The organism is Streptococcus sp. V940 (assembly GCF_054353495.1).
Window position 1 is genome coordinate 659,913 of record NZ_JBTHHZ010000001.1, and the last position, 23,770, is coordinate 683,682.

At 37.9% G+C, this 23,770-nt stretch carries 24 protein-coding genes and 1 pseudogene; 20 read left to right on the forward strand and 5 right to left on the reverse strand.

Annotation, left to right across the window (positions count from 1 at the left end; all coding sequences use genetic code 11):
* Positions 1 to 54 precede the first annotated feature (54 nt).
* From rlmD to msr(D), 4 genes and pseudogenes are all read left to right on the forward strand, one after another.
* Positions 55 to 1,410 carry a 23S rRNA (uracil(1939)-C(5))-methyltransferase RlmD gene (gene rlmD / locus ACXYSM_RS03355; protein WP_458634356.1) on the forward strand — a complete coding sequence of 452 codons (1,356 nt, stop codon included), beginning with the start codon at positions 55 to 57 and terminating at the stop codon, positions 1,408 to 1,410.
* A 514-nt stretch (positions 1,411 to 1,924) separates the two neighbouring features.
* Positions 1,925 to 2,095: a hypothetical protein gene (locus ACXYSM_RS03360; protein WP_000873143.1), complete on the forward strand. Its 171-nt coding sequence runs from the start codon at positions 1,925 to 1,927 to the stop codon at positions 2,093 to 2,095.
* 385 nt (positions 2,096 to 2,480) lie between these two features.
* Positions 2,481 to 3,698 (forward strand): macrolide efflux MFS transporter Mef(A), encoded by a 1,218-nt coding sequence (gene mef(A), locus ACXYSM_RS03365; protein ID WP_000417519.1) that lies wholly within the window; start codon positions 2,481 to 2,483, stop codon positions 3,696 to 3,698.
* A gap of 119 nt (positions 3,699 to 3,817) precedes the next feature.
* Positions 3,818 to 5,281 (forward strand): annotated as a pseudogene (gene msr(D), locus ACXYSM_RS03370) (ABC-F type ribosomal protection protein Msr(D)).
* A gap of 117 nt (positions 5,282 to 5,398) precedes the next feature.
* Here msr(D) and ACXYSM_RS03375 read toward each other — a convergent pair.
* From ACXYSM_RS03375 to ACXYSM_RS03390, 4 genes are read right to left on the reverse strand one after another with little or no spacing between them, the layout of a single operon-like run.
* Positions 5,399 to 5,698 carry a DUF5960 family protein gene (locus ACXYSM_RS03375; protein WP_001072467.1) on the reverse strand — a complete coding sequence of 100 codons (300 nt, stop codon included), beginning with the start codon at positions 5,696 to 5,698 and terminating at the stop codon, positions 5,399 to 5,401.
* On the reverse strand, positions 5,685 to 6,053 hold the full coding sequence (locus ACXYSM_RS03380; protein ID WP_000567222.1) for a hypothetical protein: 369 nt from the start codon (positions 6,051 to 6,053) through the stop codon (positions 5,685 to 5,687). Before ACXYSM_RS03380 ends, ACXYSM_RS03375 begins: the two co-directional genes overlap by 14 nt.
* A 12-nt stretch (positions 6,054 to 6,065) precedes the next feature.
* Positions 6,066 to 6,401, reverse strand: a complete 336-nt coding sequence (locus ACXYSM_RS03385; protein ID WP_000806926.1) for a DinB/UmuC family translesion DNA polymerase — start codon at positions 6,399 to 6,401, stop codon at positions 6,066 to 6,068.
* Positions 6,398 to 6,643, reverse strand: a complete 246-nt coding sequence (locus tag ACXYSM_RS03390) for a hypothetical protein (RefSeq protein WP_001813542.1) — start codon at positions 6,641 to 6,643, stop codon at positions 6,398 to 6,400. Before ACXYSM_RS03390 ends, ACXYSM_RS03385 begins: the two co-directional genes overlap by 4 nt.
* A 423-nt stretch (positions 6,644 to 7,066) precedes the next feature.
* Between ACXYSM_RS03390 and ACXYSM_RS03395 the strand changes: the two genes are divergently transcribed.
* The 10 genes from ACXYSM_RS03395 to ACXYSM_RS03440 all read left to right on the forward strand — a co-directional run bounded on the left by ACXYSM_RS03395 (position 7,067) and on the right by ACXYSM_RS03440 (position 15,041).
* On the forward strand, positions 7,067 to 7,819 hold the full coding sequence (locus tag ACXYSM_RS03395) for a CPBP family intramembrane glutamic endopeptidase (protein WP_458634357.1): 753 nt from the start codon (positions 7,067 to 7,069) through the stop codon (positions 7,817 to 7,819).
* Between the two features lie 88 nt (positions 7,820 to 7,907).
* Positions 7,908 to 8,399, forward strand: coding sequence for a hypothetical protein (locus tag ACXYSM_RS03400; RefSeq protein WP_006153811.1), 492 nt, complete (start codon positions 7,908 to 7,910; stop codon positions 8,397 to 8,399).
* Between the two features lie 279 nt (positions 8,400 to 8,678).
* Complete coding sequence (locus ACXYSM_RS03405; protein WP_458634358.1) at positions 8,679 to 9,485, forward strand: alpha/beta fold hydrolase; 807 nt, start codon at positions 8,679 to 8,681, stop codon at positions 9,483 to 9,485.
* Positions 9,486 to 9,496: 11 nt separating this feature from the next.
* On the forward strand, positions 9,497 to 10,315 hold the full coding sequence (locus ACXYSM_RS03410; RefSeq protein WP_458634359.1) for an ADP-ribosylglycohydrolase family protein: 819 nt from the start codon (positions 9,497 to 9,499) through the stop codon (positions 10,313 to 10,315).
* Between the two features lie 258 nt (positions 10,316 to 10,573).
* Entirely contained in the window at positions 10,574 to 11,797 is a 1,224-nt protein-coding gene (locus tag ACXYSM_RS03415; protein WP_414271659.1) for a zinc-ribbon domain-containing protein, read from the forward strand.
* A 104-nt stretch (positions 11,798 to 11,901) separates the two neighbouring features.
* Entirely contained in the window at positions 11,902 to 12,474 is a 573-nt protein-coding gene (locus ACXYSM_RS03420; protein WP_368909773.1) for a hypothetical protein, read from the forward strand.
* 242 nt (positions 12,475 to 12,716) lie between these two features.
* The gene (locus tag ACXYSM_RS03425) at positions 12,717 to 13,598 is read left to right on the forward strand and encodes a diacylglycerol/lipid kinase family protein (RefSeq protein ID WP_458634360.1); all 882 of its coding nucleotides are present in this window, start codon (positions 12,717 to 12,719) and stop codon (positions 13,596 to 13,598) included.
* 52 nt (positions 13,599 to 13,650) lie between these two features.
* Complete coding sequence (locus ACXYSM_RS03430) at positions 13,651 to 14,529, forward strand: DUF4300 family protein (protein WP_458634361.1); 879 nt, start codon at positions 13,651 to 13,653, stop codon at positions 14,527 to 14,529.
* 13 nt (positions 14,530 to 14,542) lie between these two features.
* A complete protein-coding gene (locus ACXYSM_RS03435) occupies positions 14,543 to 14,725 on the forward strand; it encodes a hypothetical protein (protein WP_458634362.1) in 183 nt (60 codons plus the stop codon).
* A gap of 4 nt (positions 14,726 to 14,729) precedes the next feature.
* Positions 14,730 to 15,041, forward strand: a complete 312-nt coding sequence (locus tag ACXYSM_RS03440) for a hypothetical protein (RefSeq protein ID WP_458634363.1) — start codon at positions 14,730 to 14,732, stop codon at positions 15,039 to 15,041.
* Positions 15,042 to 15,102: 61 nt separating this feature from the next.
* Here the strand turns inward: ACXYSM_RS03440 and ACXYSM_RS03445 are convergent, their stop codons facing one another.
* On the reverse strand, positions 15,103 to 16,122 hold the full coding sequence (locus ACXYSM_RS03445) for a hypothetical protein (protein WP_458634364.1): 1,020 nt from the start codon (positions 16,120 to 16,122) through the stop codon (positions 15,103 to 15,105).
* 249 nt (positions 16,123 to 16,371) lie between these two features.
* Here ACXYSM_RS03445 and ACXYSM_RS03450 point away from each other — a divergent pair, with 249 nt between their 5' ends.
* The 6 genes from ACXYSM_RS03450 to aguA all read left to right on the forward strand — a co-directional run bounded on the left by ACXYSM_RS03450 (position 16,372) and on the right by aguA (position 23,762).
* The gene (locus ACXYSM_RS03450; RefSeq protein ID WP_458634365.1) at positions 16,372 to 17,388 is read left to right on the forward strand and encodes a hypothetical protein; all 1,017 of its coding nucleotides are present in this window, start codon (positions 16,372 to 16,374) and stop codon (positions 17,386 to 17,388) included.
* A 593-nt stretch (positions 17,389 to 17,981) separates the two neighbouring features.
* The gene (locus ACXYSM_RS03455) at positions 17,982 to 19,436 is read left to right on the forward strand and encodes an aminotransferase class I/II-fold pyridoxal phosphate-dependent enzyme (RefSeq protein WP_458634366.1); all 1,455 of its coding nucleotides are present in this window, start codon (positions 17,982 to 17,984) and stop codon (positions 19,434 to 19,436) included.
* Positions 19,437 to 20,297 carry a polyamine aminopropyltransferase gene (gene speE / locus ACXYSM_RS03460; RefSeq protein WP_458634367.1) on the forward strand — a complete coding sequence of 287 codons (861 nt, stop codon included), beginning with the start codon at positions 19,437 to 19,439 and terminating at the stop codon, positions 20,295 to 20,297. It abuts the gene before it with no gap.
* A complete protein-coding gene (locus tag ACXYSM_RS03465) occupies positions 20,294 to 21,553 on the forward strand; it encodes a saccharopine dehydrogenase family protein (protein WP_074325005.1) in 1,260 nt (419 codons plus the stop codon). The genes speE and ACXYSM_RS03465 overlap by 4 nt, the downstream gene beginning before the upstream one ends.
* Positions 21,553 to 22,680, forward strand: coding sequence for a carboxynorspermidine decarboxylase (gene nspC / locus ACXYSM_RS03470; RefSeq protein ID WP_458634368.1), 1,128 nt, complete (start codon positions 21,553 to 21,555; stop codon positions 22,678 to 22,680). Before ACXYSM_RS03465 ends, nspC begins: the two co-directional genes overlap by 1 nt.
* Complete coding sequence (aguA, locus tag ACXYSM_RS03475; protein WP_458634369.1) at positions 22,677 to 23,762, forward strand: agmatine deiminase; 1,086 nt, start codon at positions 22,677 to 22,679, stop codon at positions 23,760 to 23,762. The genes nspC and aguA overlap by 4 nt, the downstream gene beginning before the upstream one ends.
* Positions 23,763 to 23,770: the final 8 nt, after the last annotated feature.

Sequence of the window (23,770 nt, forward strand, 5' to 3'; positions counted from 1 at the left end):
ATGGTAACAGGATTGTTGCCGTCTTTTTTTGTCGGCTTATAGAAAGTGAAAATTATGTTAAAGAAAAATGATATTGTAGAAGTTGAGATTGTCGATTTGACTCATGAAGGAGCAGGTGTTGCCAAGATAGATGGTTTGGTCTTTTTTGTAGAGAATGCTCTACCGACTGAAAAAATCCTTATGCGAGTCCTTAAAGTCAATAAGAAGATTGGCTTTGGTAAAGTCGAGGAATATCTTACACAATCTCCACATCGTAATCAAGACTTAGATTTGGCTTACCTGCGTTCAGGCATTGCCGACTTGGGACATCTAGCTTATCCAGAGCAACTCAAGTTTAAAACCAAGCAAGTAAAAGACAGTCTTTATAAGATTGCTGGAATCACGAATGTAGAAGTTTCAGATACTCTTGGCATGGAAAATCCTATCAAGTATCGTAACAAGGCTCAGGTTCCTGTTCGTCGCGTTAATGGTGTTCTGGAAACTGGCTTTTTCCGTAAGAATTCTCATGATTTGATGCCACTAGAAGATTTTTACATCCAAGATCCAGTGATAGACCAAGTTATTGTAGTTTTACGAGATTTGCTCCGTCGTTATGATTTAAAACCCTATGATGAGAAGGAACAGTCTGGCTTGATTCGTAACCTTGTTGTACGTCGTGGCCATCATTCAGGTCAGATCATGGTTATTTTGGTGACATCTCGTCCTAAAATTTTCCGAGTTGAACAGTTGATTGAACAAGTCATCAAGCAATTTCCAGAGATTGTGTCTGTTATGCAGAATATCAATGATCAGAATACTAATGCCATTTTTGGAAAAGAATGGCGGATTCTCTATGGTCAAGATTACATTACGGACCAAATGTTGGGGAATAGCTTCCAAATTTCTGGACCAGCCTTTTATCAGGTCAATACCGAAATGGCAGAGAAGCTTTATCAGACAGCTATTGATTTTGCGGAGTTAAGAGAAGAGGATGTGGTGATCGATGCCTACTCAGGAATCGGGACTATTGGATTATCTGTCGCTAAGCATGTCAAGGAAGTCTACGGGGTGGAAGTTATCCCAGAAGCAGTAGAAAATAGCCAGAAGAACGCAGAATTGAACGGTATTACCAATGCCCACTATGTCTGTGACACAGCTGAAAATGCCATGAAGAATTGGCTCAAGGAAGGCGTTCAACCAACTGCCATCCTGGTCGACCCACCACGCAAGGGCTTGACCGAAAGCTTTATCAAAGCAAGCGCTCAAACAGGAGCTGACCGCATCGCCTATATCTCATGTAATGTCGCAACCATGGCGCGTGATATCAAACTATATCAAGAGTTGGGATACGAATTGAAGAAAGTCCAGCCGGTGGATTTGTTTCCACAGACGCACCATGTTGAGGCGGTAAGTTTGCTAGTCAAGGAGTAAAACGACGAAGATTAGCATTTACTTCCGCCCATGCGATAGCTGTCCGTGATTGACAAGTGCTAGCACGCAGACAGAACGGAGATAGCGAACCGCTGAGTGTGTCGCTCTGCTCGTAAAAGCTTAGAAACCTTTGAACGAAAGGGATAATGAAAGCCTTGATTGCAAGGCTTTTTGCTTTATGGTGGGTAAGTATCAGAGTGAGAAAATTTTTGGAATGAGTAGAAGTGATAGCTAGAAATTATCAGTTTCTATTTCCATTTACCCTGTGGGTACGTGTTTGTTTCCATTGACAAGGAGTTTGTGGGAATAGAAATGTACCCACCTTGTTTGAATCAAGTGAAGTGTAGTTGAAGGAAATCTGTTGAAAGCAATACTTCATTTTACCGAATAAGTAATAATTTAGGCAACTTCAAATCGATTAAAAAAAACTATTTTAAAGGTTAAGAGTAGACAAAAATTGTCCACTCTTTTTTGCAAACTCAATTTATCAATAAATGAAATGAGGGAATGTAAAATGAAATATTTTGAGGTTGAGTTAGAAAATCCTGATGAATTTTTAAAACTACAAACAGAAGATTTTGTGAAAGCTAATCGCTTGCTACTAAGGAAGATAATCCAGAGCGTTACAGTCTATGAAGAAAACTTCGTCATATCCTTTAAATCTGGCATCGAATTGGAAGTATGAGTCTCATTCCATAACTTTTATATTGAACATATCATCTTGTTGTGTTATACTATAAATTGATATAAACAAAGATGTAGGAGGAACCGAAACTATGACAGCCTCAATGCGTTTAAGATAAGCTGGCAATAAAAAAAGCAGAATCTATACCCGATGATAGGCTTTTTTGTTGTGCTTATTTATACGATATTGAGCATTCATTAGTTACGGTGAGGATATTGGTTATTTAACTATACCTTTATTTAACTATGTCTTTAATATGAATGTTTCCAAATTGTATGTATGCAGACCAAAAGCCACATTGTGGGGTTTGGCCTGCATTTTTTATTGCCTAGAATGCTATTCAAAATAGAAATTCAAGCAAAATAATATGCAGGAGATAATATAAATGGAAAAATACAACAATTGGAAACGAAAATTTTATGCAATATGGGCAGGGCAAGCAGTATCATTAATCACTAGTGCCATCCTGCAAATGGCGATTATTTTTTACCTTACAGAAAAAACAGGATCTGCGATGGTCTTGTCTATGGCTTCATTAGTAGGTTTTTTACCCTATGCGATTTTGGGACCTGCCATTGGTGTGCTAGTGGATCGTCATGATAGGAAGAAGATAATGATTGGTGCCGATTTAATTATCGCAGCAGCTGGTGCAGTGCTTGCTATTGTTGCATTCTGTATGGAGCTACCTGTCTGGATGATTATGATAGTATTGTTTATCCGTAGCATTGGAACAGCTTTTCATACCCCAGCACTCAATGCGGTTACACCACTTTTAGTACCAGAAGAACAGCTAACGAAATGCGCAGGCTATAGTCAGTCTTTGCAGTCTATAAGCTATATTGTTAGTCCGGCAGTTGCAGCACTCTTATACTCCGTTTGGGATTTAAATGCTATTATTGCCATCGACGTATTGGGTGCTGTGATTGCATCTATTACGGTAGCAATTGTACGTATACCTAAGCTGGGTAATCAAGTGCAAAGTTTAGAACCAAATTTCATAAGGGAGATGAAAGAAGGAGTTGTGGTTCTGAGACAAAACAAAGGATTGTTTGCCTTATTACTCTTAGGAACACTATATACTTTTGTTTATATGCCAATCAATGCACTATTTCCTTTAATAAGCATGGAACACTTTAATGGAACGCCTGTGCATATTTCTATTACGGAAATTTCCTTTGCATTTGGGATGCTAGCAGGAGGCTTATTATTAGGAAGATTAGGGGGCTTCGAAAAGCATGTATTACTAATAACAAGTTCATTTTTTATAATGGGGACCAGTTTAGCCGTTTCGGGAATACTTCCTCCAAATGGATTTGTAATATTCGTAGTTTGCTGTGCAATAATGGGGCTTTCGGTGCCATTTTATAGCGGTGTGCAAACAGCTCTTTTTCAGGAGAAAATTAAGCCTGAATATTTAGGACGTGTATTTTCTTTGATCGGAAGTATCATGTCACTTGCTATGCCAATTGGGTTAATTCTTTCTGGATTCTTTGCTGATAAAATCGGTGTAAATCATTGGTTTTTACTATCAGGTATTTTAATTATTGGCATTGCTATAGTTTGCCAAATGATAACTGAGGTTAGAAAATTAGATTTAAAATAAACAATATTGGAGGAATATTTATGTATCTTATTTTCATGTAACTCTTCCTGCTAAAATCGCAGGGTTTTCCCTGCATACAAGCAAATGAAAGCATGCGATTATAGACAGGAGGAAATGTTATGGAATTAATATTAAAAGCAAAAGACATTCGTGTGGAATTCAAAGGACGCGATGTTTTAGATATAAATGAATTAGAAGTATATGATTATGACCGTATTGGTTTAGTAGGAGCAAATGGTGCTGGAAAAAGCACTCTACTCAGGGTACTTTTAGGAGAATTAACTCCCCCAGGATGTAAAATGAATCGTCTGGGTGAACTTGCCTATATTCCCCAGTTGGACGAAGTAACTCTGCAGGAGGAAAAAGATTTTGCACTTGTAGGCAAGCTAGGTGTTGAGCAATTAAATATACAGACTATGAGCGGTGGTGAAGAAACAAGGCTTAAAATAGCACAGGCCTTATCGGCACAGGTTCATGGTATTTTAGCGGATGAACCTACGAGCCATTTAGACCGTGAAGGAATTGATTTTCTAATAGGACAGCTAAAATATTTTACAGGTGCACTGTTAGTTATTAGCCATGACCGCTATTTTCTTGATGAAATAGTAGATAAAATATGGGAACTGAAAGATGGCAAAATCACTGAGTATTGGGGAAACTATTCTGATTATCTTCGTCAGAAAGAGGAAGAACGTAAGAGCCAAGCTGCAGAATACGAACAATTTATTGCGGAACGTGCCCGATTGGAAAGGGCTGCGGAGGAAAAGCGAAAACAGGCTCGTAAAATAGAACAGAAGGCAAAAGGTTCTTAAAAGAAAAAAAGTACTGAAGACGGAGGGCGTTTAGCTCATCAAAAATCAATAGGAAGTAAGGAAAAAAAGATGTATAATGCTGCTAAAACCCTAGAGCACAGGATTGCGGCCTTAGGAAAAGTAGAAGCTCCGGAAGGCATTCGCAGAATTCGTTTCAGGCAAAGTAAAGCATTGGAGCTCCATAATCCATACCCTATAGTCGGTGCAGAAATTAATAAAGTATTTGGGGATAAGGCTCTGTTTGAAAATGCATCTTTTCAAATTCCGTTAGGAGCAAAAGTGGCGTTAACTGGTGGTAATGGAATCGGAAAAACAACTTTAATCCAAATGATCTTAAACCATGAAGAAGGAATTTCTATTTCGCCTAAGGCAAAAATAGGTTACTTTGCACAGAATGGTTACAAGTACAACAGTAATCAGAATGTTATGGAGTTTATGCAGAAGGATTGTGACTACAATATATCAGAAATTCGTTCAGTGCTAGCATCTATGGGGTTCAAACAGAACGATATTGGAAAAAGTTTATCTGTTTTAAGCGGTGGAGAAATTATAAAATTGTTGCTTGCTAAAATGCTCATGGGTAGATATAACATCCTAATAATGGATGAACCCAGTAACTTCCTTGACATACCAAGTTTAGAGGCTTTGGAAATACTAATGAAGGAGTACACCGGAACTATCGTGTTTATCACCCACGATAAACGATTACTCGAAAATGTAGCAGATGTAGTTTATGAAATTAGAGATAAGAAAATAAATCTGAAACATTAAATTTAAGGTAGTCGCTGGTCAGTATAGTCTGTTCTGGTTGGCGACTCCATTGTTAAAGAGTATAAAGACTTTAGATTTTATGAATATTAAAAATAGGAACAGTCAATTGAACTGCTCCTATTTTTCTGCTAAATATATTGTAGTTTTCTTATATGTATAATGATAGATTAGCGGATTCTCATCTACGGTACTTACTTCAAATATGAAGAAGTGATCGCGGTTATCTCTGGACTTTTCCTTATTGAGGACAAAGTAATTCTTACGTGAAGTCGCCATTGTTTTTAGGATATCATCAGTTAGGAAGGTCAATGGAATATTCATGTTAGAGTAGCGGTAGAAGTCACGTTCAAAATCTTGGTAGCTCTCGCTATAATAGTCCATTTGTAGGTGATTACGCTGAAACTCAAGCTGATTCATAGAGCACCTCCTCGACAAGTTCAATACTAATAATGTCTTTTAATTTCAAATTGATGTGACCTGTTGTAGTTTTTATCAAAATGAAATCTTTGGTCAGACTTGGTATTGTTCCAGTGTAGGAAACACGCTTGTTTTTTTCAATCACTTGAATGCGTGTGCGTAGCTGCCCGGCGTATACTTGACTGAGGAGTAATAATTTCTTCTCTAGTGATAAGTCAGACATGTACGTTACTTTGTTTGTATCATCAGAGAGTGCTGATGCATGTTCAGATAGGAAAAAGCCCATCCATTTTTGCATCTTTGTATCCTGGTACTCTCTTGCTGATTGAAATGGTAAATATGAACGGTCAATCATATCAAATCCTTTCTATGCAGAGGCAAGGGTATTTTTATCAAATTGAATCGTAAAACCTTGAATTCCCCCACCTGTGTAACATTCTTTAAAGCGATTGATTACCTCAGTATAGATTATCACAGATGAGCTTGTTGGCTTAATGCTAAATGTAAATTCCAATGGTAATCGGTTTTCAGATTTAGCATGTACTAGTCGTATCGATATTTCAGTTGTTTTGAGTTTTCTCTGACGAAGTTTTGAAGTTGCTGTTTCAACGATTCCATGTAAAAATCTTTCAAGCATTTCAATATCATTACATCCTTTGCTACGGATTTCTGAAAATTGTACTGTATTTTTTTCTTGTTTCATTTTAATCCCTCCAATCCACCCGCGGAATGACCACCGATAAGTTTACTGCGTTCAATATTTCTGGAACCTTCAGTTAGGACGGTTCCTTTTTGTATGGCTAAAAAACCAAACTGTTCTCTGACAACATCAATAGCTGTCTGAAGTCTATTATCTTTTTCAATTTGTTCTACATCATCAAAGAGTGATAGTAGAGTATAGCTTTCATCTACGAAGCCACTATAAGATACACCAATTTGTCTCACTGCACCAGAGGTGTATTTTTTCGGAATAATACAAGTACATGACTCACCATTGTTTTGGGGAGATTTGCGGGTTCAATTTTATTCTGAGCATTTATAGATTTTTTCATCTCAGTCCTAGAATAGCCAATATGAATAGAAACGACAGTAGTCAATACTAGGGCTACTGTTCCGTTCCACAGTATCATTTAAAAATCATTTTCACACCCTTTCGTCTATTAGTATAGAAGAAAGCTCTCAGCACACGTGGAGTGTGTTGCTCTGCTCGAAAAAGCGTAAAAACCTTTTAACAAAAGGGATACTGAAAAGCCTTGATTGTAAGGCTTTTTTTGTGTTTTTATGATAGAATATAGGTAGTTATAATCGACAGCAACTAAGAAGCAGTAAAAATATTATTCATAAAATAATCAAGATAAGGGCAATAAAATGACAGAAATTGATAAAAGAAATTTAAAAAATTATCTTTATATTACATTTGGAATTACTTATATAACATGGGGGCTTCTCGCCATAATTACGCAATTTCATATTTTGGGATTAGAAACGATTATAGGGAGAACATTACATATAGTAGGTGCACTTGGACCAGCTATTGCAAGTGGCTTTTATTTGAAAAGGAATAATATAAAATTTAAACATTTTGTATTTAGTAAGAAAGAAAATAGTAGTATTTATTTCATAATTCACCTCTTGGCAATTTTGATACTATTCTCTGTATCTTCCTTAGAACTAAACGGAGTATCAATTTATCTGATGCCATTATTCTTTATACAACTAATTTTTTTTGGTGGTGGACATGAAGAATTAGGATGGAGAGGAATATTACAACCATTACTTGATAAAAAATATACTTATTGGCAATCTAATTTGATTGTAGGATCAATTTGGGGGATTTGGCATCTGCCTTTATGGTTTATAGTTGGAGAAAGTCATCAAGGATTTCCTTTCATTTTATTTTTTATATATACATTATTTTTAAGTTTTGCTTTAGGACTTCTTTACCGTCAAACCCAATCAGTGGGGTACTGTATATTATTTCATGCGTTCGCAAATTTGTTAAATCACTATTTTGTGTTAAAAATTAATCTTATTTTTATTATCATTTTTATTGCTTATTTGATTTATACGATATTGGCGAGTAATAGAATTAGTAAGGAAAAGAATTTGTATCCAAAATAAATGGATATACTCTAGAAAATGAAGATGATTTTGTTCAAGGGAATAAAGTAGAAATAACGAACATTTAGATGAAAGGTTTAGAGTAAACATGAGTCTCTTATTTGAAGAATTTAAAACCATTTGTTTCCGTTTAAATCGAGTCGGAATTACACCGACACTGATGGGTTCTTTGGGATTGGAGTTTAGAACGAAAGAAAATTGGGGGCCGTCTGACATTGACATTCATGTACCTGGTGACCCTAGAGGTTGGGAAGCACCTGACCATCTCAGAATTTATGACTGGGACAAGATAATGAAAGTGATGAAAGACTTAGGCTACGTCTTAATAGATATTCATGAGCATGAATTCCAAAAGGATAGAGAGAATGTTGAATTTGGAAGTATCGATTCCTTACTTGATTTTGCAGGAGTTTCGGAATCGGATATAGAGCTTATTCACATTGAAGGCATCACTTTTCGTCTTCCAAGTCTGGAGCAGTATCTAAGTATTTACAAAGCTTCTTCTCAAGACTCCTATCGAAATGAACAAAATAACAATAAGGATTTTAAAAAGATCGAGTGGCTGGAAAGACATTTGTAAATTATCATATGAAAAGTAGTAAGTTGTAAGACTGGCTGTTATGTTATTTTTATTATCATTTTTATTGGTTATATAATTTATACTATATTGGCGAGTAATAGAATTAGTAAGGAAACAACATTTTAAAATTTTGATTAGGATATCCATTATTGAAAGTAACGTGTGGTCATTCTAGATAATCAATGTTAGAGACCTTTTATTTGATGAGTCATCACTACTTGTTCAAACTGATTGAACAAGTATTTATCTAGTGAAAGTCCTTTAGTAAGGAGTTTAAATATGAAATTCCATGAATTTGGTGATAAGAATTTGCCTTCTATCTTACTGATACATGGCGGTGGCAGTTCTTGGTGGAATTATCTTCGTCAAGCACGGATTTTATCAAAAGACTACCGTGTTATTTTACCCACTTTGAATGGCCACGGTGAAGAATATCAAATCGATTATGTTTCTACGGAAGATTCTGCTTTGGAGATCCTAGACTATGTCAAAGCCAACTGTGGTGGAAAGGTGTTTGCGATCGGTGGCGTTTCACTTGGTGGTCAAATTGCCATGGAGCTTTTGTCATTAGACAGCGAGATAGCTGAGAAGGCCATCATAGATGGAAGCCTCTGTATTCCTCAACCAAGGTTAGCTAAAATCAGCATTTTTCTAGTAGCTCTATTTGGTAAACAGATGTTCAGTAAATTCTCTTGCAAACTTCAATTAAGCATGATGACCAAACTCTATCCTAAACTGGCTTATCCAGAGGAAATAAAAGCATATTATTTGAAGGATCTGCCAAGGACGTCTATCAAAACATTGGTGACCATTTACAAAACCTATATGGGACGTTACAAGTTGAAGGACACAATTTCTGCTAGCAAGGCGCTGGTTCTGTATATCTATGGTGAAAAAGAATTAAACTGTGTGAAAGCATCGGCGAAATTATTTCAGCAGCTACATCCCAACACGATCCTGTATGAAGCAAAGGGCTATAACCATGGCTATTTATCAGCTTACCTGCCTCAAGAGTGGATTAATTTGGTAGTGCCATTTTTAAAGAGCGATTCATTGGAAATGTGTAATGAATCTGATATATCATAAGGAGGAATCTGATGCTAGGAGCAATTGTGGGAGATATTGTTGGTTCTGTTTATGAATGGGACAATATTAAAACGAAAGACTTTCCATTATTTAGGGATGACTGTTTTTTCACAGATGACACTGTCATGACCTGCGCCGTTGCAGAAGCAATTATGAACGGCGGACAGAAGGATGACTTTATTGATGCCATGAAGAAATATGGTTGGATGTATCCTGATTCTGATTATGGTGCTAGATTTAACCGGTGGCTGATGACCGACAACCGTGAGCCTTACAATAGTTTTGGGAATGGGTCTGCGATGAGCGTTTCTCCGTGCGCTTGGGTGATGGATGCCACAACAGACGAGTTGCCGTCCGATGGGAAACGTCTGGCACAACTTTCTGCAGAGGTGACGCATAACCATCCAGAAGGAATCAAAGGAGCGATGGCTACAGCGGATGCGATTTTTATATGCCGTTATTTCCTTGACGGTGATGGTAGCGATAACCCTGCGGAAATCAAAAGATGTGTTAAGGAACATATCGAGAAAGAGTATGGATATGACCTTTCTAAAACGTTAGATGAAATTCGTCCTACGTATCGATTCAATGAAACGTGTCAGGATACCGTTCCTCAAGCTATCGTTGCCTTTCTAGAAAGTACAGATTTTGAAGATGCGATTCGAAATGCGATTTCTCTTGGTGGAGACAGCGATACTCTTGCTGCAATCACAGGAAGTATCGCCGAGGCAGCTTATGGAATTCCTCAGTGGATCAAAGACAAGGCCTTTAGCTATCTAGATGAGCCTTTGAAAGAGGTGCTTAGACGATGGGAAAAGGAAGTTGGCTGAATTTATAGAAATAAGGCTATCGCTTGGCAATATTTAAATACCAAAGAAGGCAATACAATCGGCTGCCTTCAATCTCAGAAAAATAACTTAACATGTGCGAAGTTGATGGCGTGACCAATGTGCACTTTGAAACGGGTGGAACCTGTGGATATATTTCCGATAACTGAGCATGTTGAGGCGTGTGCTCTTCTCGTTAGGACAGATTTCTGTGATGATTTGATTTTGACAAAAACTGATTTAATAAAGTAGGTGATTTTAATGACTCGTTCACCAGAGAAATTTATTCTCGAAATGAAAGAAATAAATTCTAATATTGAGATCCTTGGAACGTATACCAAGGCCGTCGAGCGAGTCCAAGTCAAATGCAAGACTTGTGGAAAGATATGGAATCCGTTAGCATATAGTTTGCTCCAAGGAAAAGGGTGCCCATCATGTTCTGCAAAGAAAGGCGCAATAAATAATAGTGGAAAAACGGGATTAAAAACAACAGAGCGGTTCATAGAAGACTTAAAAGTTGTTGACGATTCTATAGAGGTACATGGTGAATATATTAATGGACATACAAATATAAAACTACACTGTTCACGATGTGGAAATGATTGGGAAGCAAAACCGTATTCGATTCTTGCTGGGCATGGATGCCCAAGGTGTGCAAAAAGCGGAACCAGCTTTATGGAACAAGCTATTCTACTATGTTTCCAAAGTGTACTTGGACCAGATAAGGTTCTTTCTAGAGATAAAAAGACAATAGGAATGGAACTTGATATCTTTATCCCTTCGCTGAAATTCGCAATTGAACCAGGTAACTGGTGGCTCCATAAGAAATCAATACAAAGAGATAAGCAAAAACGGGTTTTGTGCTCTGAAAAAGGAATCAGGCTTATCACAATTTATGATAAATTCCCTAAGGGACAGACAGCACCTTTTGAGAATGATGTGTATACATTTGCAGAAGATTTAAATATTGCGAATCACTCAATTATCAGAAGTCTTATACAAAAATTATTTAGTGAAGTCGGATTGAATGAAAAGATTGATGACGAAGAGTGGGAGCAGATTGAAAAAAATGCATACTCTAATGCAAAAGCAATGACACAAGATATTTTTGCGAGAAGGATGTCTGTTGTGAATCCGTCAATTGCAATTCTGGGCACTTATCAGAATGCAAATAGAAGGTTATTGGTGCGTTGTAAGCAATGTGGATTTGAATGGGATGCTGTTCCGGCAAACTTACTTTCCGGAGATAGTTGCAGAAAGTGTGGAACTAAATTAGCGCATGTAAGTTTTGTAAATAACCAGGAAGAATTTGAACAAAAGATTGCTATTGTTAATCCTAATGTAGAAATTATCGGTAATTACACAGGGAGACATTCGCCAGTAAAGGCTAGATGCAGAATCTGCGGTTATGAGTGGGAGCCGATTGCGTCTAGTTTGCTTCGAGGAAGCAGTCATAAAGGCAGCAGATCATTGCATAAAATTTAAACATAACAAAGAGAAAAAAATATGAAGTTAAGCAACCTTATTTGACAATCGTTAAAGAGGTATGCCTATTTACATTAACGTAATAATGTTGAGGAGGGTTATCGATGGTTATATTAGAATTGTACCAAAACAATTATTCAAAGGATTTAGTCGTATTTGAGACTATAGGAGAAGGGAAAGAATTTGTAGCCAAAATACCTGGATATACTCTAGAAAATGAAGATGGTTTTGAAGTAGAGTATGTTAATCCTAAACATTTGCCGGATTATATGGAAATTGTCTTCAATGGAAATATTGTTCCTTTATCTAGACTTTCGTTTAATCCTGAGGAAAATGTTGAGATCGTTTGGAAAGAAATTTCGAATCTATCGGTTAAAAACGATAAAGTGATTGAAGGAACTACAAAAATCGACGCGTATGTCGTGAATAACGATGAAGTGAGAGCCTATGTCGAAACCAGAGAATCTAACTTCCGCAAGGCAAAAGCATTCTTAGAAAGCAAAGGATATGAAGTGGATAGAAGCTTTTTCGGAAGTGAAGACGGCGAAGCGATTCTCTACAGAAAGAAAGGCACCGAAGATTGGCACTTCTTGTGTCATTTAGACCCGCTGTTTGTTGAGATTGAAGATGTCGAAGAATATGTGAAAGAATCGATGGAAGAGTTTTTGTATAGTTAAACTTATGAATTCTTCACAAAAAACCAATCGAAAGAAAATATCGGTTGGTTTTTTAATGCTCATCTTGTAAACTTGCTAAATAAACTAGAATCAAGTACAATGAGTTTAGATAGTTCTATATGTATAGTTTTTAACTCAATATAAAACTACCTATCTAATACGATATCAAATAAGTGAATGAGAAACAAAAAGGTTTTTTAATTGATCTATATTGTTTTTAAAATCCTTAAGGAGAATTATAAATGAAAAAAATTATGGTAATCATCAATCCAACCTCTGGTGGCGAAAAAGCTTTGGATTATAAGGTGAAACTGGAGAATAAAGCTAGAGATTATTTTGAAGATGTGGAAATTAAAATTACGGAGAAAGCGCAAGACGCCACAAACTTTGCTGAAGAAGCTTCTCGTGAGCGATATGATGCTGTTCTTGTTTTTGGTGGAGATGGGACTGTCAATGAAGTAATCTCTGGTATCGCGGAAAAAGACTACATTCCTAAACTTGCGATTATCCCAGGAGGAACTGGGAATCTTATCACCAAACTATTAGAAATCAATCAAGATATTGATGGTGCCATTGACGAACTCGATTTTAATTCTACGAATAAGATTGATATCGGAAAATCAAATGGGCACTATTTCGGATACATTTTTAGTATTGGTTCACTGCCAGAAGCTATCCACAACGTTGGGATAGAAGATAAAACGAAGTTTGGCATGCTCGCCTATGCGATTAATACCATGAAATCTGTCGTAACAGATCAAGCATTTAATATTACTATTGAGACAGAAAATGGAAATTACATTGGCCCAGCCAGTCATGTCTTGGTTCTCCTTACCAATTATTTTGCTGACAAAAAAATCTTTGATGAAGACAAGGATGGTTATGCCAATATTTTGATACTAAAAGATGCCTCAATCCTTACAAAATTGTCAGTTATCCCTGATTTATTAAAAGGGGATGTCGTCGTGAATGAGAATATCGAGTATATAAAAGCTCGTCACATCAAAATCTCTTCAGATAGTGAATTAGAAACGGATGTTGACGGTGACAAATCTGATGACCTACCAGTAGAAATCAAGGTATTAGGGCAGCATATCGAGGTCTATTCTAAGTCGAAAGAATAAGATTTTTAAGTTTAAATCATTTATTTAACGATATTTTATCAAAGGAAAACCTATGAAATTTAAAAGATTAGCAACTATTGGCCTTAGCTCAATGCTTCTTTTAAGCTTAATGGCATGTAGTCAAGTTCAAAAGACATCTGATGGAACTACTGAAACTTCAGCCAGTCAATCACAGTCCAATCAGGTTTCTTGGAAAGCCACTTATAGCAATTTGAACAGTAAACCTAGTGAAGAAGAAGTTCGAAAAGCCTTGACTGCACATTTGGATAAAGAAAGTGTTGATGCATTTTTCAATCTTGTAAATGATTATAACGCGACTGTTGGTTCAGTAGGCTTAACTGGGGATTTTTCTACATTTACCAAAACAGACTATGATGTTGAAAAGATAAGCAATCTATGGACCCCCAAAAAAGGTGATTTTGTTGGTACCAACTGTCGCATTAACAGTTATTGTTTATTGAAAAATTCCATCGAAATCCCTAAGTTAGAGAAAGATGATTCCCTCTTGTTTGTCGATAACGATGCCATTGATAAAGGAAAGGTCTTTGGTGAGGAAGAAAAGGATGCTTTTGATATTTTATTCTCAAGAGTCAAGACCGAAGCAACGACAGATGTCAAAGTTCATGCTGAAAAGATGGAAAAATTCCTTTCTCAATTCAAGTTTAATGAAAATGCAAGAATGCTCTCCGTAGTCGTCCATGATGACTTGGATGGTCAATCCCTCTTTATTGGCCATGTCGGCATACTTGTACCAAGCGAGGACGGCTATCTCTTTGTCGAAAAGTTAACCTTTGAGGAGCCTTATCAAGCCATCAAATTTACGACCAAGGAAGATTGTTACAAATATCTAGATACAAAATACGAAAACTATACTGGTGAAGGTCTAGCTAAACCGTTTATTATGGATAATGATAAGTGGGTTCAATTTTAAGGGAGTAGACATTATGGATGTATTGTTTGGAATGATAGTCTTATTCCTAATTGGAGTATGGGCTGTTTGGGTTATCAAAGGAAACCAGCATAGACCTAGAAAAAATGAACGATTTATTGGGTATATCAATAAATACGATAGTGATGGAGAACCTTATCAAGCCGAAGTTTGGGAAGTTACTGAAGATGAGGAGTAGACATATGGAATTACAAGATTTTACAGAAAAAGAACAAGAAATGATTAAAAAGGGACTAACTTTCTCTAAACTTAGCGATAAGGAAACAACCGATAAGATTATCGCTCTAATCCCTCAAGAATACATTAAGCGTATCCCGTTTTTTGTTAGAAAACATGCGATTACTCGTACGATTAAGAGAATCTCTCTTGAGTATCCGGAATTGTACGCTGTTGCTGAACAAGAAGGCCAACTTCCAGAAAAAGAAGCTCAAGAATTACGACAAATTCTTACAGATATTTTCCAAGAGAAAATGAAAAAGCATAAGATCAAGTAGGAGAGCCTAAACGCTCATCTATTTGATTATATACTTACTAATGACTAAAGCTAATACTTCATCATTCCCACATGCTATGCTGGGCTCTGACTCCATAGCTATCAATCGAACCATCTGAATTGAACTTGGATTCAATACGGTATCTTTTCCAGAGGTCGTAATCTGCTGTTTGGATGGTTAGTATAAAGTTGGTATCTTTATCAAAGACGTTATAATCAGCTGGATTAACTTCAAAGATATCGATTAATTTTCGTGTTTGAAAATCTTGGAGCTTTAGATTTGCTAGCTTGACATGATTGATAGAAATTTCCTGCAGTTTTTGATCGTCCTTGGGAGTTCTATAGTAGGTAATGATGCAGTTTTTGAGTTGATCAGTATCTCTTCCTGTAGGAGTAAGGCTCATAAAGCCATAAGACTGATCATCACGCTTGACTTCAAGAAGCTGTCCGTAGTAAAAGTGGTCATTTCTTGGATTGGTGATGGGGCTCTCTGGACTTTTATCTTCGAAACTAAATCCTTGATCCAAAAGCTCGGAAGCCTGGGTTTCCCCGATAATGACAGTGGTATCTTGAATGTTTACTGGAACAGGTTGAGCTGGAAGACCACTCATCATCATGCAAAACATAAAAACATAACTCGTTAAAAAGGCTGACCCAATAAAAGCATTGGTTGATGCATAGGCATGACTGTTTTGAAAGTTTTTTCTTATAGTTAATACGATTAATTTACCAATACTTTTTAAAACCATACTAACAAGTACGATAAAAAATTGTTTTTTCAAACATTCATAAATGGCTTGCGGAAAGCTATTACCATGATAGTAGAAGACAGCCAATACGAGTAGATTTACGATTAAATGGATTAGCAAGAACCAATGAATCTCTTTAAGGGCATTAGCATCAGTGATTTCTTCATAGTCAACGTGAATTCTTCCTTGAACAGCATGGCCAAGTTTATAAATCCATTTGGGAATGTCTTTGCCTTTTTTAACCGCAACTACAAGTCTAATATAGAGATAGATAGTAAAGGATAAGGATAGAAAGAAAAGAGCATAAAATCCTAAAACAATAGTAGTGAGCATGACTACTTCCCCCGTTTTTCAATTGCTAGAGAACAATTTTGTTAGCTCCATTATAGCACTTTCTAGGGAAATAGAACTAGAAATATCAGCTGTTTCTTTAAAGATAAAAAGATGAGAATCATTGCCATTTAAGCTTTACCGATTGTGCTGATAGAAGGCGGCCCTTCTTCTTACTAGTTTTATTAGTTGGGAATTGGGAATTAAAGAGAAAGATAAGATTTGAGAGAGAACATAAAGGAGTAGAGAACCATGGGTAGAACGGTGATTATAGGTACTTTAATAGTTTTTACAATCTTTAATCTGCTACTCGGTCTGGGTTTTTATCTCTTTCTAAAAAAGAGGAAAGAGAATGGGCAGTCATTGTATGAAACTCCAGTAAATCAACAAACTCGAACAGAAAAACTGGGTCTAGGAGAGATTTTGGTCTACCTGTCCCTGATTGCAATAGCAGGGATCTTTGCTTTTCAGACCTTAAATAGAGGTGGTGTGGGGAATTCTATTTTAGCCAAAATGATCCTCCTCCCTGCTATAATGGCCCTTTTCAATGCAAGAAAAAGGACTGGAAAGTCTTTACTTGCCCTCCTTATAACCTTTATGGTCTTTCTAGTAGGAGTTATGTTTAATCTTACGATTGGTTTGCCACCTCAAACACCAATTTTGCAAATTAATGAAAGTAAAATCATTTTAGCAGAAACCAAAGCAAGTGATCTGATGGAAGCTGGGTTTGATATCTATGTCAGACAAGGTGATGGTGCTAGTGACTATGAAGACCTCCTGACAGATGGCAATTTCCAAAAGTATCCAGGCGATAAAACAGTCACTATCGAAAAAGGCTTCAGACTTGATAGCAATGCTATTCCCTACGCTCCCTATCTCTTGGCAAAAGATGGCATAGTTCTTGGGAGTATTTCCTTTTACGGGGAAGAAGATAAGGACGTGGTTCTAGAAGATTCTAAGGTTATTCAGGTCCGATTTAACAAGGAAAACATTGAAGCAGCTAAAGAACATTCTATCACTTTGAAATTGGATGAACTCGACTTGACTACTCGACTTGATATCCCGCTTGTTCAAGAAACTTTTAAAAAGCATCTATGGTCAATCCCCCCATCAAATACAAGTGATGTCACTCAATTGTGGTATGGATTACAGTGGTCAAGTAACAGTGGCTCTCTATTTTGGAATGATTATTACAGCCTTATCCGTCTAGATGAAAATTATTTGATGACTGATTTTGAACTAGCTGCCAAAGTAGCGCGTGAAGAATAATACGATTTTGAATAGTTGAATTTGCTTATGCCTATCTAAAGGAATTAATCTATTTAGTTCCTTTTTGTTTTTTGATTTAAATGTAAAACGATTTCTATTTCTTGGTTGAATAAATTACACGAACTAAATATTAAATTATTTAAAAAAAGTTCTAAAAATACTTTACAAGATTGTGAAATCATGGTATAGTAATGAAGCTTAGAAAATGAGATGATGTTTTCTAGCAAATATAAACCCGAGTAAAAAATGCCTACGGACAGGCAGGGTTGAATGCCGAAGCGTGGTTGAAAAGCCACATTATTGATAGGGTTAAAAGCCTACTTTTATAAGTTGATGTTAGGACACTTGTCCTAATTCGTAAAGATTTGTTAGTGTGGTGAAAGCACACGTCATCTTGTGAAACGATCAATAAAGTACGTAATATTTGCTACTAGAGAGTTAGGAAACATCAGGAACAGACATACTCAAAAGAAACAAACAAAAACACGTCAGTAGATTGTAGAGCAGGTGCCAACCTGCTCTTTTTTTCATAAGTATCCTTTAGAGCCTTACATAAGGTGAAAAAAACTATGATAAAGGAGTATGTCTCTATAATGTTAAATCAAAACCAAGCTCCTATTTATGAGGGACTGGTCAAGTTACGAAAAAAAAGAATTGTACCTTTCGATGTACCAGGTCATAAACGTGGCCGCGGGAATCCGGAATTAGTGGAACTTTTAGGGGAAAAATGCGTTGGTATTGATGTCAATTCTATGAAGCCCTTGGACAATCTAGGACATCCCATTTCGATTATCAGAGAAGCGGAAGAGCTAGCAGCAGAGGCTTTTGGTGCTGCTCATGCCTTTTTGATGATTGGTGGGACAACTTCATCTGTTCAAACCATGATTCTCTCCACTTGTAAAGCTGGAGATAAGATTATTCTTCCGCGTAATGTCCATAAATCAGCTATTAATGCACTCGTTTTATGCGGAGCTATTCCCATCTATATAGAGATGAGTGTGGATCCCAAAATCGGTATTGCTTTGGGGCTTGAGAATGACCGTGTTGCCCAAGCAATTAAGGACCATCCGGATGCCAAGGCTATCCTCATTAACAATCCAACATATTATGGGATTTGTTCAGATCTTAAGGGGTTGACAGAGATGGCACACGCCGCAGGAATGAAAGTCTTAGTAGACGAGGCGCACGGTGCTCATCTGCACTTTACAGATAAACTTCCTCTATCCGCTATGGACGCAGGAGCAGATATGTCAGCTGTATCCATGCATAAATCTGGTGGGAGTTTGACTCAAAGCTCGCTCCTTCTCGTTGGTAATCAGATGAATCCTGAATATGTGCGTCAGATCATTAATCTGACACAGTCAACATCAGCATCCTACTTGCTAATGGCTAGTCTCGATGTTTCTCGTAGAAACCTAGCCCTTCGTGGTAAGGAGTCCTTTGAGAAAGTTATTGAGCTATCTGAGTACGCACGTCGTGAAATCAATGCCATCGGTGGCTACTATGCCTATTCAAAAGAACTAGTAGATGGTGTATCAGTATGTGATTTTGATGTAACCAAGCTGTCAGTTTACACTCAGGGGATTGGTCTAACTGGTATCGAGGTTTATGATCTCTTACGAGATGAATATGACATTCAGATCGAGTTTGGTGATATCGGGAATATCTTAGCCTACATTTCGATTGGTGACCGTATCCAAGACATTGAACGCTTGGTTGGTGCTTTAGCTGATATCAAGAGACTCTACTCACGAGATGGGAAGGACTTGATTGCTGGAGAATATATCCAGCCTGAGTTGGTGCTATCTCCTCAGGAAGCATTCTATGCAGAGAGAAGAAGCTTAACCTTGGACGAGTCTATTGGCCAGGTCTGTGGGGAATTTGTCATGTGCTATCCTCCAGGTATTCCAATCCTGGCACCAGGTGAACGGATTACACGAGAGATTGTTGATTATATAAAATTCGCCAAAGAGCGTGGTTGTTCCCTCCAAGGTACTGAAGATCCAGAGGTCAATCACATCAATGTTATTGAGAGAAAGGAGAACTAGATGGATTTATGGTTTTCTGAAGTTCATACTCCAGATGTTAAGTTAACGATGAGAACAGCCAAACAGCTGTATTCTGGTCAAAGTGAATGGCAGGATATCGAGGTTCTTGACACGCCAGCCTTTGGAAAAGTGTTAATTTTAAATGGTCATGTCTTGTTTTCAGATGCAGATGATTTTGTATACAACGAAATGACCGTCCACGTTCCCATGGCTGTCCATCCTAATCCAAAGAAAGTCTTGGTTATTGGGGGTGGTGACGGTGGTGTTGCCCAGGTTTTGACACTATATCCTGAATTGGAACAAATCGATATTGTAGAACCAGATGAGATGCTGGTTGAGGTTTGTCGAGAATACTTCCCAGATTTTGCTGCAGGACTTGATGACTCTCGCGTCACTATTTACTACCAAAATGGACTGAGATTTTTGAGAAACTGTGAAGATGATTACGACATTATCATTAACGATGCGACAGATCCATTTGGCCATACGGAAGGGCTCTTTACCAAGGAATTTTACGGCAATAGTTACCGTGCTCTCAAAGAGGACGGAATCATGATTTATCAGCATGGTAGTCCCTTCTTTGACGAAGATGAGTCAGCTTGCCGAAGTATGCACCGCAAGGTTAATCAAGCCTTTCCAATCAGCAGGGTTTACCAAGCACATATCCCAACTAGTCCTGCTGGCTATTGGTTGTTTGGATTTGCATCGAAAAAATATCACCCTGTCAAAGATTTTGACAAGGAAGGCTGGAAAAAACGCCAGTTATTTACGGAATATTACACTGCAAACTTGCATATTGGTGCCTTTATGTTGCCTAAGTATGTAGAAGACATTTTAGAAGAAGAGGAAGGAAAAAAATGAGTCGTTTATTAGTGATCGGATGTGGGGGGGTTGCCCAAGTTGCTATTTCAAAGATTTGCCAAGATAGCGAAACTTTTAAAGAAATTATGATTGCTAGCCGTACAAAGTCAAAATGTGATGACTTGAAGGCTAAATTAGAAGGCAAAACAAATACTAAGATTGAGACAGCTGCTCTTGACGCTGACAAGGTAGAAGAAGTGATTGCCTTGATTGAAAGCTACAAACCAGAAGCAGTTTTGAACGTAGCTTTGCCATACCAAGACTTGACCATCATGGATGCTTGTTTAGCAACAGGTGTCCACTATATCGATACTGCCAACTATGAGGCTGAGGACACAGAAGACCCTGAATGGCGTGCTATTTATGAGAAACGTTGTAAGGAACTTGGTTTTACAGCTTACTTTGACTACTCTTGGCAATGGGCTTATCAAGAAAAATTCAAGGAAGCAGGCTTAACAGCTCTTCTTGGTTCTGGTTTTGACCCAGGTGTAACCAGTGTCTTTTCAGCTTATGCACTCAAACATTACTTTGACGAAATCCACTATATCGACATTTTAGACTGTAATGGTGGTGACCACGGTTATCCATTTGCGACAAACTTTAACCCAGAAATCAATCTACGTGAGGTTTCTGCACCAGGTTCTTACTGGGAAGATGGAAAATGGGTAGAAGTCGAAGCTATGTCTATCAAACGTGAGTATGATTTCCCTCAAGTTGGTCAAAAAGACATGTATCTCCTTCACCATGAAGAAATCGAATCATTGGCAAAGAATATTCCAGGAGTTAAACGCATTCGTTTCTTTATGACCTTTGGTCAATCTTATCTAACGCATATGAAATGCTTGGAAAACGTTGGGCTTCTTCGTACAGATGCGATTAACTTTAACGGACAAGAAATTGTTCCAATTCAATTCTTGAAAGCCTTGCTTCCAGATCCTGCAAGCCTTGGCCCACGCACTGTTGGAAAAACAAATATCGGATGTATCTTTACAGGTGTCAAAGATGGCGTGGAAAAGACAATCTACATCTACAATGTTTGCGACCATCAAGAGTGCTATGCAGAAGTCGGTTCACAAGCCATTTCTTACACAACAGGTGTTCCAGCCATGATTGGGACAAAATTAGTAATGGATGGTACATGGAAACAACCAGGAGTTTATAACCTTGAAGAATTGGATCCAGACCCATTCATGGAAGCTTTAAATAAATACGGTTTGCCATGGGTTGTGGTTGAAAATCCACAAATGGTGGACTAATGAAGTTAGAACAAGTACCAACGCCAGCTTATGTCATAGATTTAGCAAAACTAGAAGAAAATTGTAGTATTCTGCACCAGGTTCAGGAAAAGGCAGGTTGTAAGGTTTTACTAGCTCAAAAGGCTTATTCTCTCTATAAAACCTATCCTTTGATTAGCCAGTATCTATCAGGTACGACAGCTAGTGGACTCTATGAAGCCAAGCTGGCTAGAGAAGAATTCCCAGGGGAAGTCCATGTATTTGCGCCTGCTTTCAAGGAATCAGATATGGAAGAGCTACTGCAAATATCGGATCATATTGATTTTAACTCAGAGAGACAACTTCGAAAGTATGGTCAACGTTGTCGTGAGGCTGGTATCAGTGTCGGTCTTCGCATCAATCCTCAATGTTCAACGCAGGGTGACCACGCGCTTTATGATCCATGTGCTCCTGGCTCTCGTTTTGGAGTAACTTTGGATAAGATACCAAGTGATTTATTGGATTTGGTTGACGGACTTCATTTTCATACCCTCTGTGAGCAAGGGGCAGATGATTTACAAACGACTTTAAAAGCAGTAGAAGACCAGTTTGGAATCTATTTGCATCAAGTTAAATGGCTCAATATGGGCGGCGGACACCACATCACAAGAGAAGATTACGATGTGGATTTGCTGATTTCTGAGATTAAACGCATTCGAGAAACTTATAACCTTGATGTCTATATCGAACCAGGTGAAGCTATTGCCCTTAATGCGGGCTATCTAGCGACAGAAGTCTTGGATATTGTTGAAAACGGGATTGAGACCTTGGTGCTAGATGCCTCTGCAAGCTGCCATATGCCAGATGTTCTTGAGATGCCTTATCGTCCCCCATTGAGAGATGGATTTGAAGCGCAAGAAAAACCTTATACTTATAGACTATCTTCAAATACTTGCCTGACAGGTGATATCATTGGGGATTACAGCTTTGAAAAACCGATTGAAATCGGTGATCGCCTCTATTTTGAAGACATGGCTATTTACTCCTTTGTCAAAAATAATACCTTTAATGGCATTGGGCTTCCAAGTTTGTATCTCATGGATAAAGAGGGTGAGTGCAGTCTAGTCAAAGCCTTTGGCTACCAAGACTTTAAGGAGAGATTATCATGATGGACAGTCCAAAGAAATTAGGTTATCGTATGCCTGCAGAGTATGAACCCCATCATGGAACTCTCATGATATGGCCAACTCGACCCGGATCTTGGCCTTTTCAAGGAAAGGCTGCAAAACAAGCATTTAGCCAGATTATCAAAACCATTGCCCAAGGGGAAACAGTCTACCTTTTAGTAGACCAGGATTATCTATCTGAAGCGCAATCCTATCTAGGAGACAAGGTTGTCTATTTAGATATTCCGACAAATGATGCCTGGGCACGCGATACTGGTCCGACTATTCTCCTCAATGATCAAAGGGAAAAGTTGGCGGTAGATTGGTCTTTCAATGCCTGGGGTGGCGCTGTTGATGGTCTCTACCAAGACTATGAAGCAGATGACCAAGTAGCCAGTCGCTTTGCAGAAGTCTTAGATATACCTGTTTACGATGCCAAACCATTTGTACTGGAAGGTGGAGCTATACACAGTGACGGTCAAGGAACCATTCTTGTCACAGAAAGCTGTTTGCTCAGTCCGGGTCGTAATCCTCTCCTGACTAAAGAGGAGATTGAAAAGACCTTACTAGAGAGCCTTGGTGCCGAAAAAGTCATTTGGTTGCCTTACGGTATTTATCAAGACGAGACAAATGAACACGTCGACAATGTTGCAGCCTTTGTTGGTCCTGCAGAAGTTGTTTTAGCTTGGACGGACGACCAAGAGGATCCTCAGTATGCCATGTCTGCAGCAGATCTAGCTCTTTTAGAGAAGGAAACCGATGCAAAAGGCCGGAGTTTCACTATTCATAAACTTCCAATCCCAGCTATTCATCAAGTAGTGACGGAAGATGATTTGCCGGGCTATACTTATGAAGAAGGCGAAGAAGAACGCTATGCAGGTGAACGTTTAGCAGCTTCCTATGTAAATTTTTACATTGCTAATAAGTCTGTCTTAGTACCGCAATTTCAGGATGCTAACGACCAAGTGGCATTGGATATTCTGACTCAGTGTTTCCCAGACCGTGAAGTTGTCGGAATTCCTGCAAGAGATATTCTATTAGGTGGTGGAAATATCCACTGTATTACCCAACAAATTCCAGAATAGGAGAAAAA

Excerpts from the sequence above, each read along its gene's own strand:
- ACXYSM_RS03410 (WP_458634359.1), top strand. The coding sequence starts at position 9,497 with ATGCTAGGAGCAATTGTGGGAGATATTGTTGGTTCTGTTTATGAATGG.
- rlmD (WP_458634356.1), top strand. The coding sequence starts at position 55 with ATGTTAAAGAAAAATGATATTGTAGAAGTTGAGATTGTCGATTTGACT.
- ACXYSM_RS03400 (WP_006153811.1), top strand. The coding sequence starts at position 7,908 with ATGAGTCTCTTATTTGAAGAATTTAAAACCATTTGTTTCCGTTTAAAT.
- ACXYSM_RS03380 (WP_000567222.1), bottom strand. The coding sequence starts at position 6,053 with ATGATTGACCGTTCATATTTACCATTTCAATCAGCAAGAGAGTACCAG.
- ACXYSM_RS03420 (WP_368909773.1), top strand. The coding sequence starts at position 11,902 with ATGGTTATATTAGAATTGTACCAAAACAATTATTCAAAGGATTTAGTC.
- ACXYSM_RS03425 (WP_458634360.1), top strand. The coding sequence starts at position 12,717 with ATGAAAAAAATTATGGTAATCATCAATCCAACCTCTGGTGGCGAAAAA.
- ACXYSM_RS03385 (WP_000806926.1), bottom strand. The coding sequence starts at position 6,401 with ATGAAACAAGAAAAAAATACAGTACAATTTTCAGAAATCCGTAGCAAA.
- speE (WP_458634367.1), top strand. The coding sequence starts at position 19,437 with ATGGATTTATGGTTTTCTGAAGTTCATACTCCAGATGTTAAGTTAACG.
- ACXYSM_RS03445 (WP_458634364.1), bottom strand. The coding sequence starts at position 16,122 with ATGCTCACTACTATTGTTTTAGGATTTTATGCTCTTTTCTTTCTATCC.
- ACXYSM_RS03440 (WP_458634363.1), top strand. The coding sequence starts at position 14,730 with ATGGAATTACAAGATTTTACAGAAAAAGAACAAGAAATGATTAAAAAG.
- ACXYSM_RS03360 (WP_000873143.1), top strand. The coding sequence starts at position 1,925 with ATGAAATATTTTGAGGTTGAGTTAGAAAATCCTGATGAATTTTTAAAA.
- ACXYSM_RS03450 (WP_458634365.1), top strand. The coding sequence starts at position 16,372 with ATGGGTAGAACGGTGATTATAGGTACTTTAATAGTTTTTACAATCTTT.
- ACXYSM_RS03415 (WP_414271659.1), top strand. The coding sequence starts at position 10,574 with ATGACTCGTTCACCAGAGAAATTTATTCTCGAAATGAAAGAAATAAAT.
- aguA (WP_458634369.1), top strand. The coding sequence starts at position 22,677 with ATGATGGACAGTCCAAAGAAATTAGGTTATCGTATGCCTGCAGAGTAT.
- ACXYSM_RS03465 (WP_074325005.1), top strand. The coding sequence starts at position 20,294 with ATGAGTCGTTTATTAGTGATCGGATGTGGGGGGGTTGCCCAAGTTGCT.
- ACXYSM_RS03435 (WP_458634362.1), top strand. The coding sequence starts at position 14,543 with ATGGATGTATTGTTTGGAATGATAGTCTTATTCCTAATTGGAGTATGG.
- ACXYSM_RS03455 (WP_458634366.1), top strand. The coding sequence starts at position 17,982 with ATGTTAAATCAAAACCAAGCTCCTATTTATGAGGGACTGGTCAAGTTA.
- ACXYSM_RS03375 (WP_001072467.1), bottom strand. The coding sequence starts at position 5,698 with ATGAATCAGCTTGAGTTTCAGCGTAATCACCTACAAATGGACTATTAT.
- ACXYSM_RS03405 (WP_458634358.1), top strand. The coding sequence starts at position 8,679 with ATGAAATTCCATGAATTTGGTGATAAGAATTTGCCTTCTATCTTACTG.
- ACXYSM_RS03395 (WP_458634357.1), top strand. The coding sequence starts at position 7,067 with ATGACAGAAATTGATAAAAGAAATTTAAAAAATTATCTTTATATTACA.
- nspC (WP_458634368.1), top strand. The coding sequence starts at position 21,553 with ATGAAGTTAGAACAAGTACCAACGCCAGCTTATGTCATAGATTTAGCA.
- ACXYSM_RS03430 (WP_458634361.1), top strand. The coding sequence starts at position 13,651 with ATGAAATTTAAAAGATTAGCAACTATTGGCCTTAGCTCAATGCTTCTT.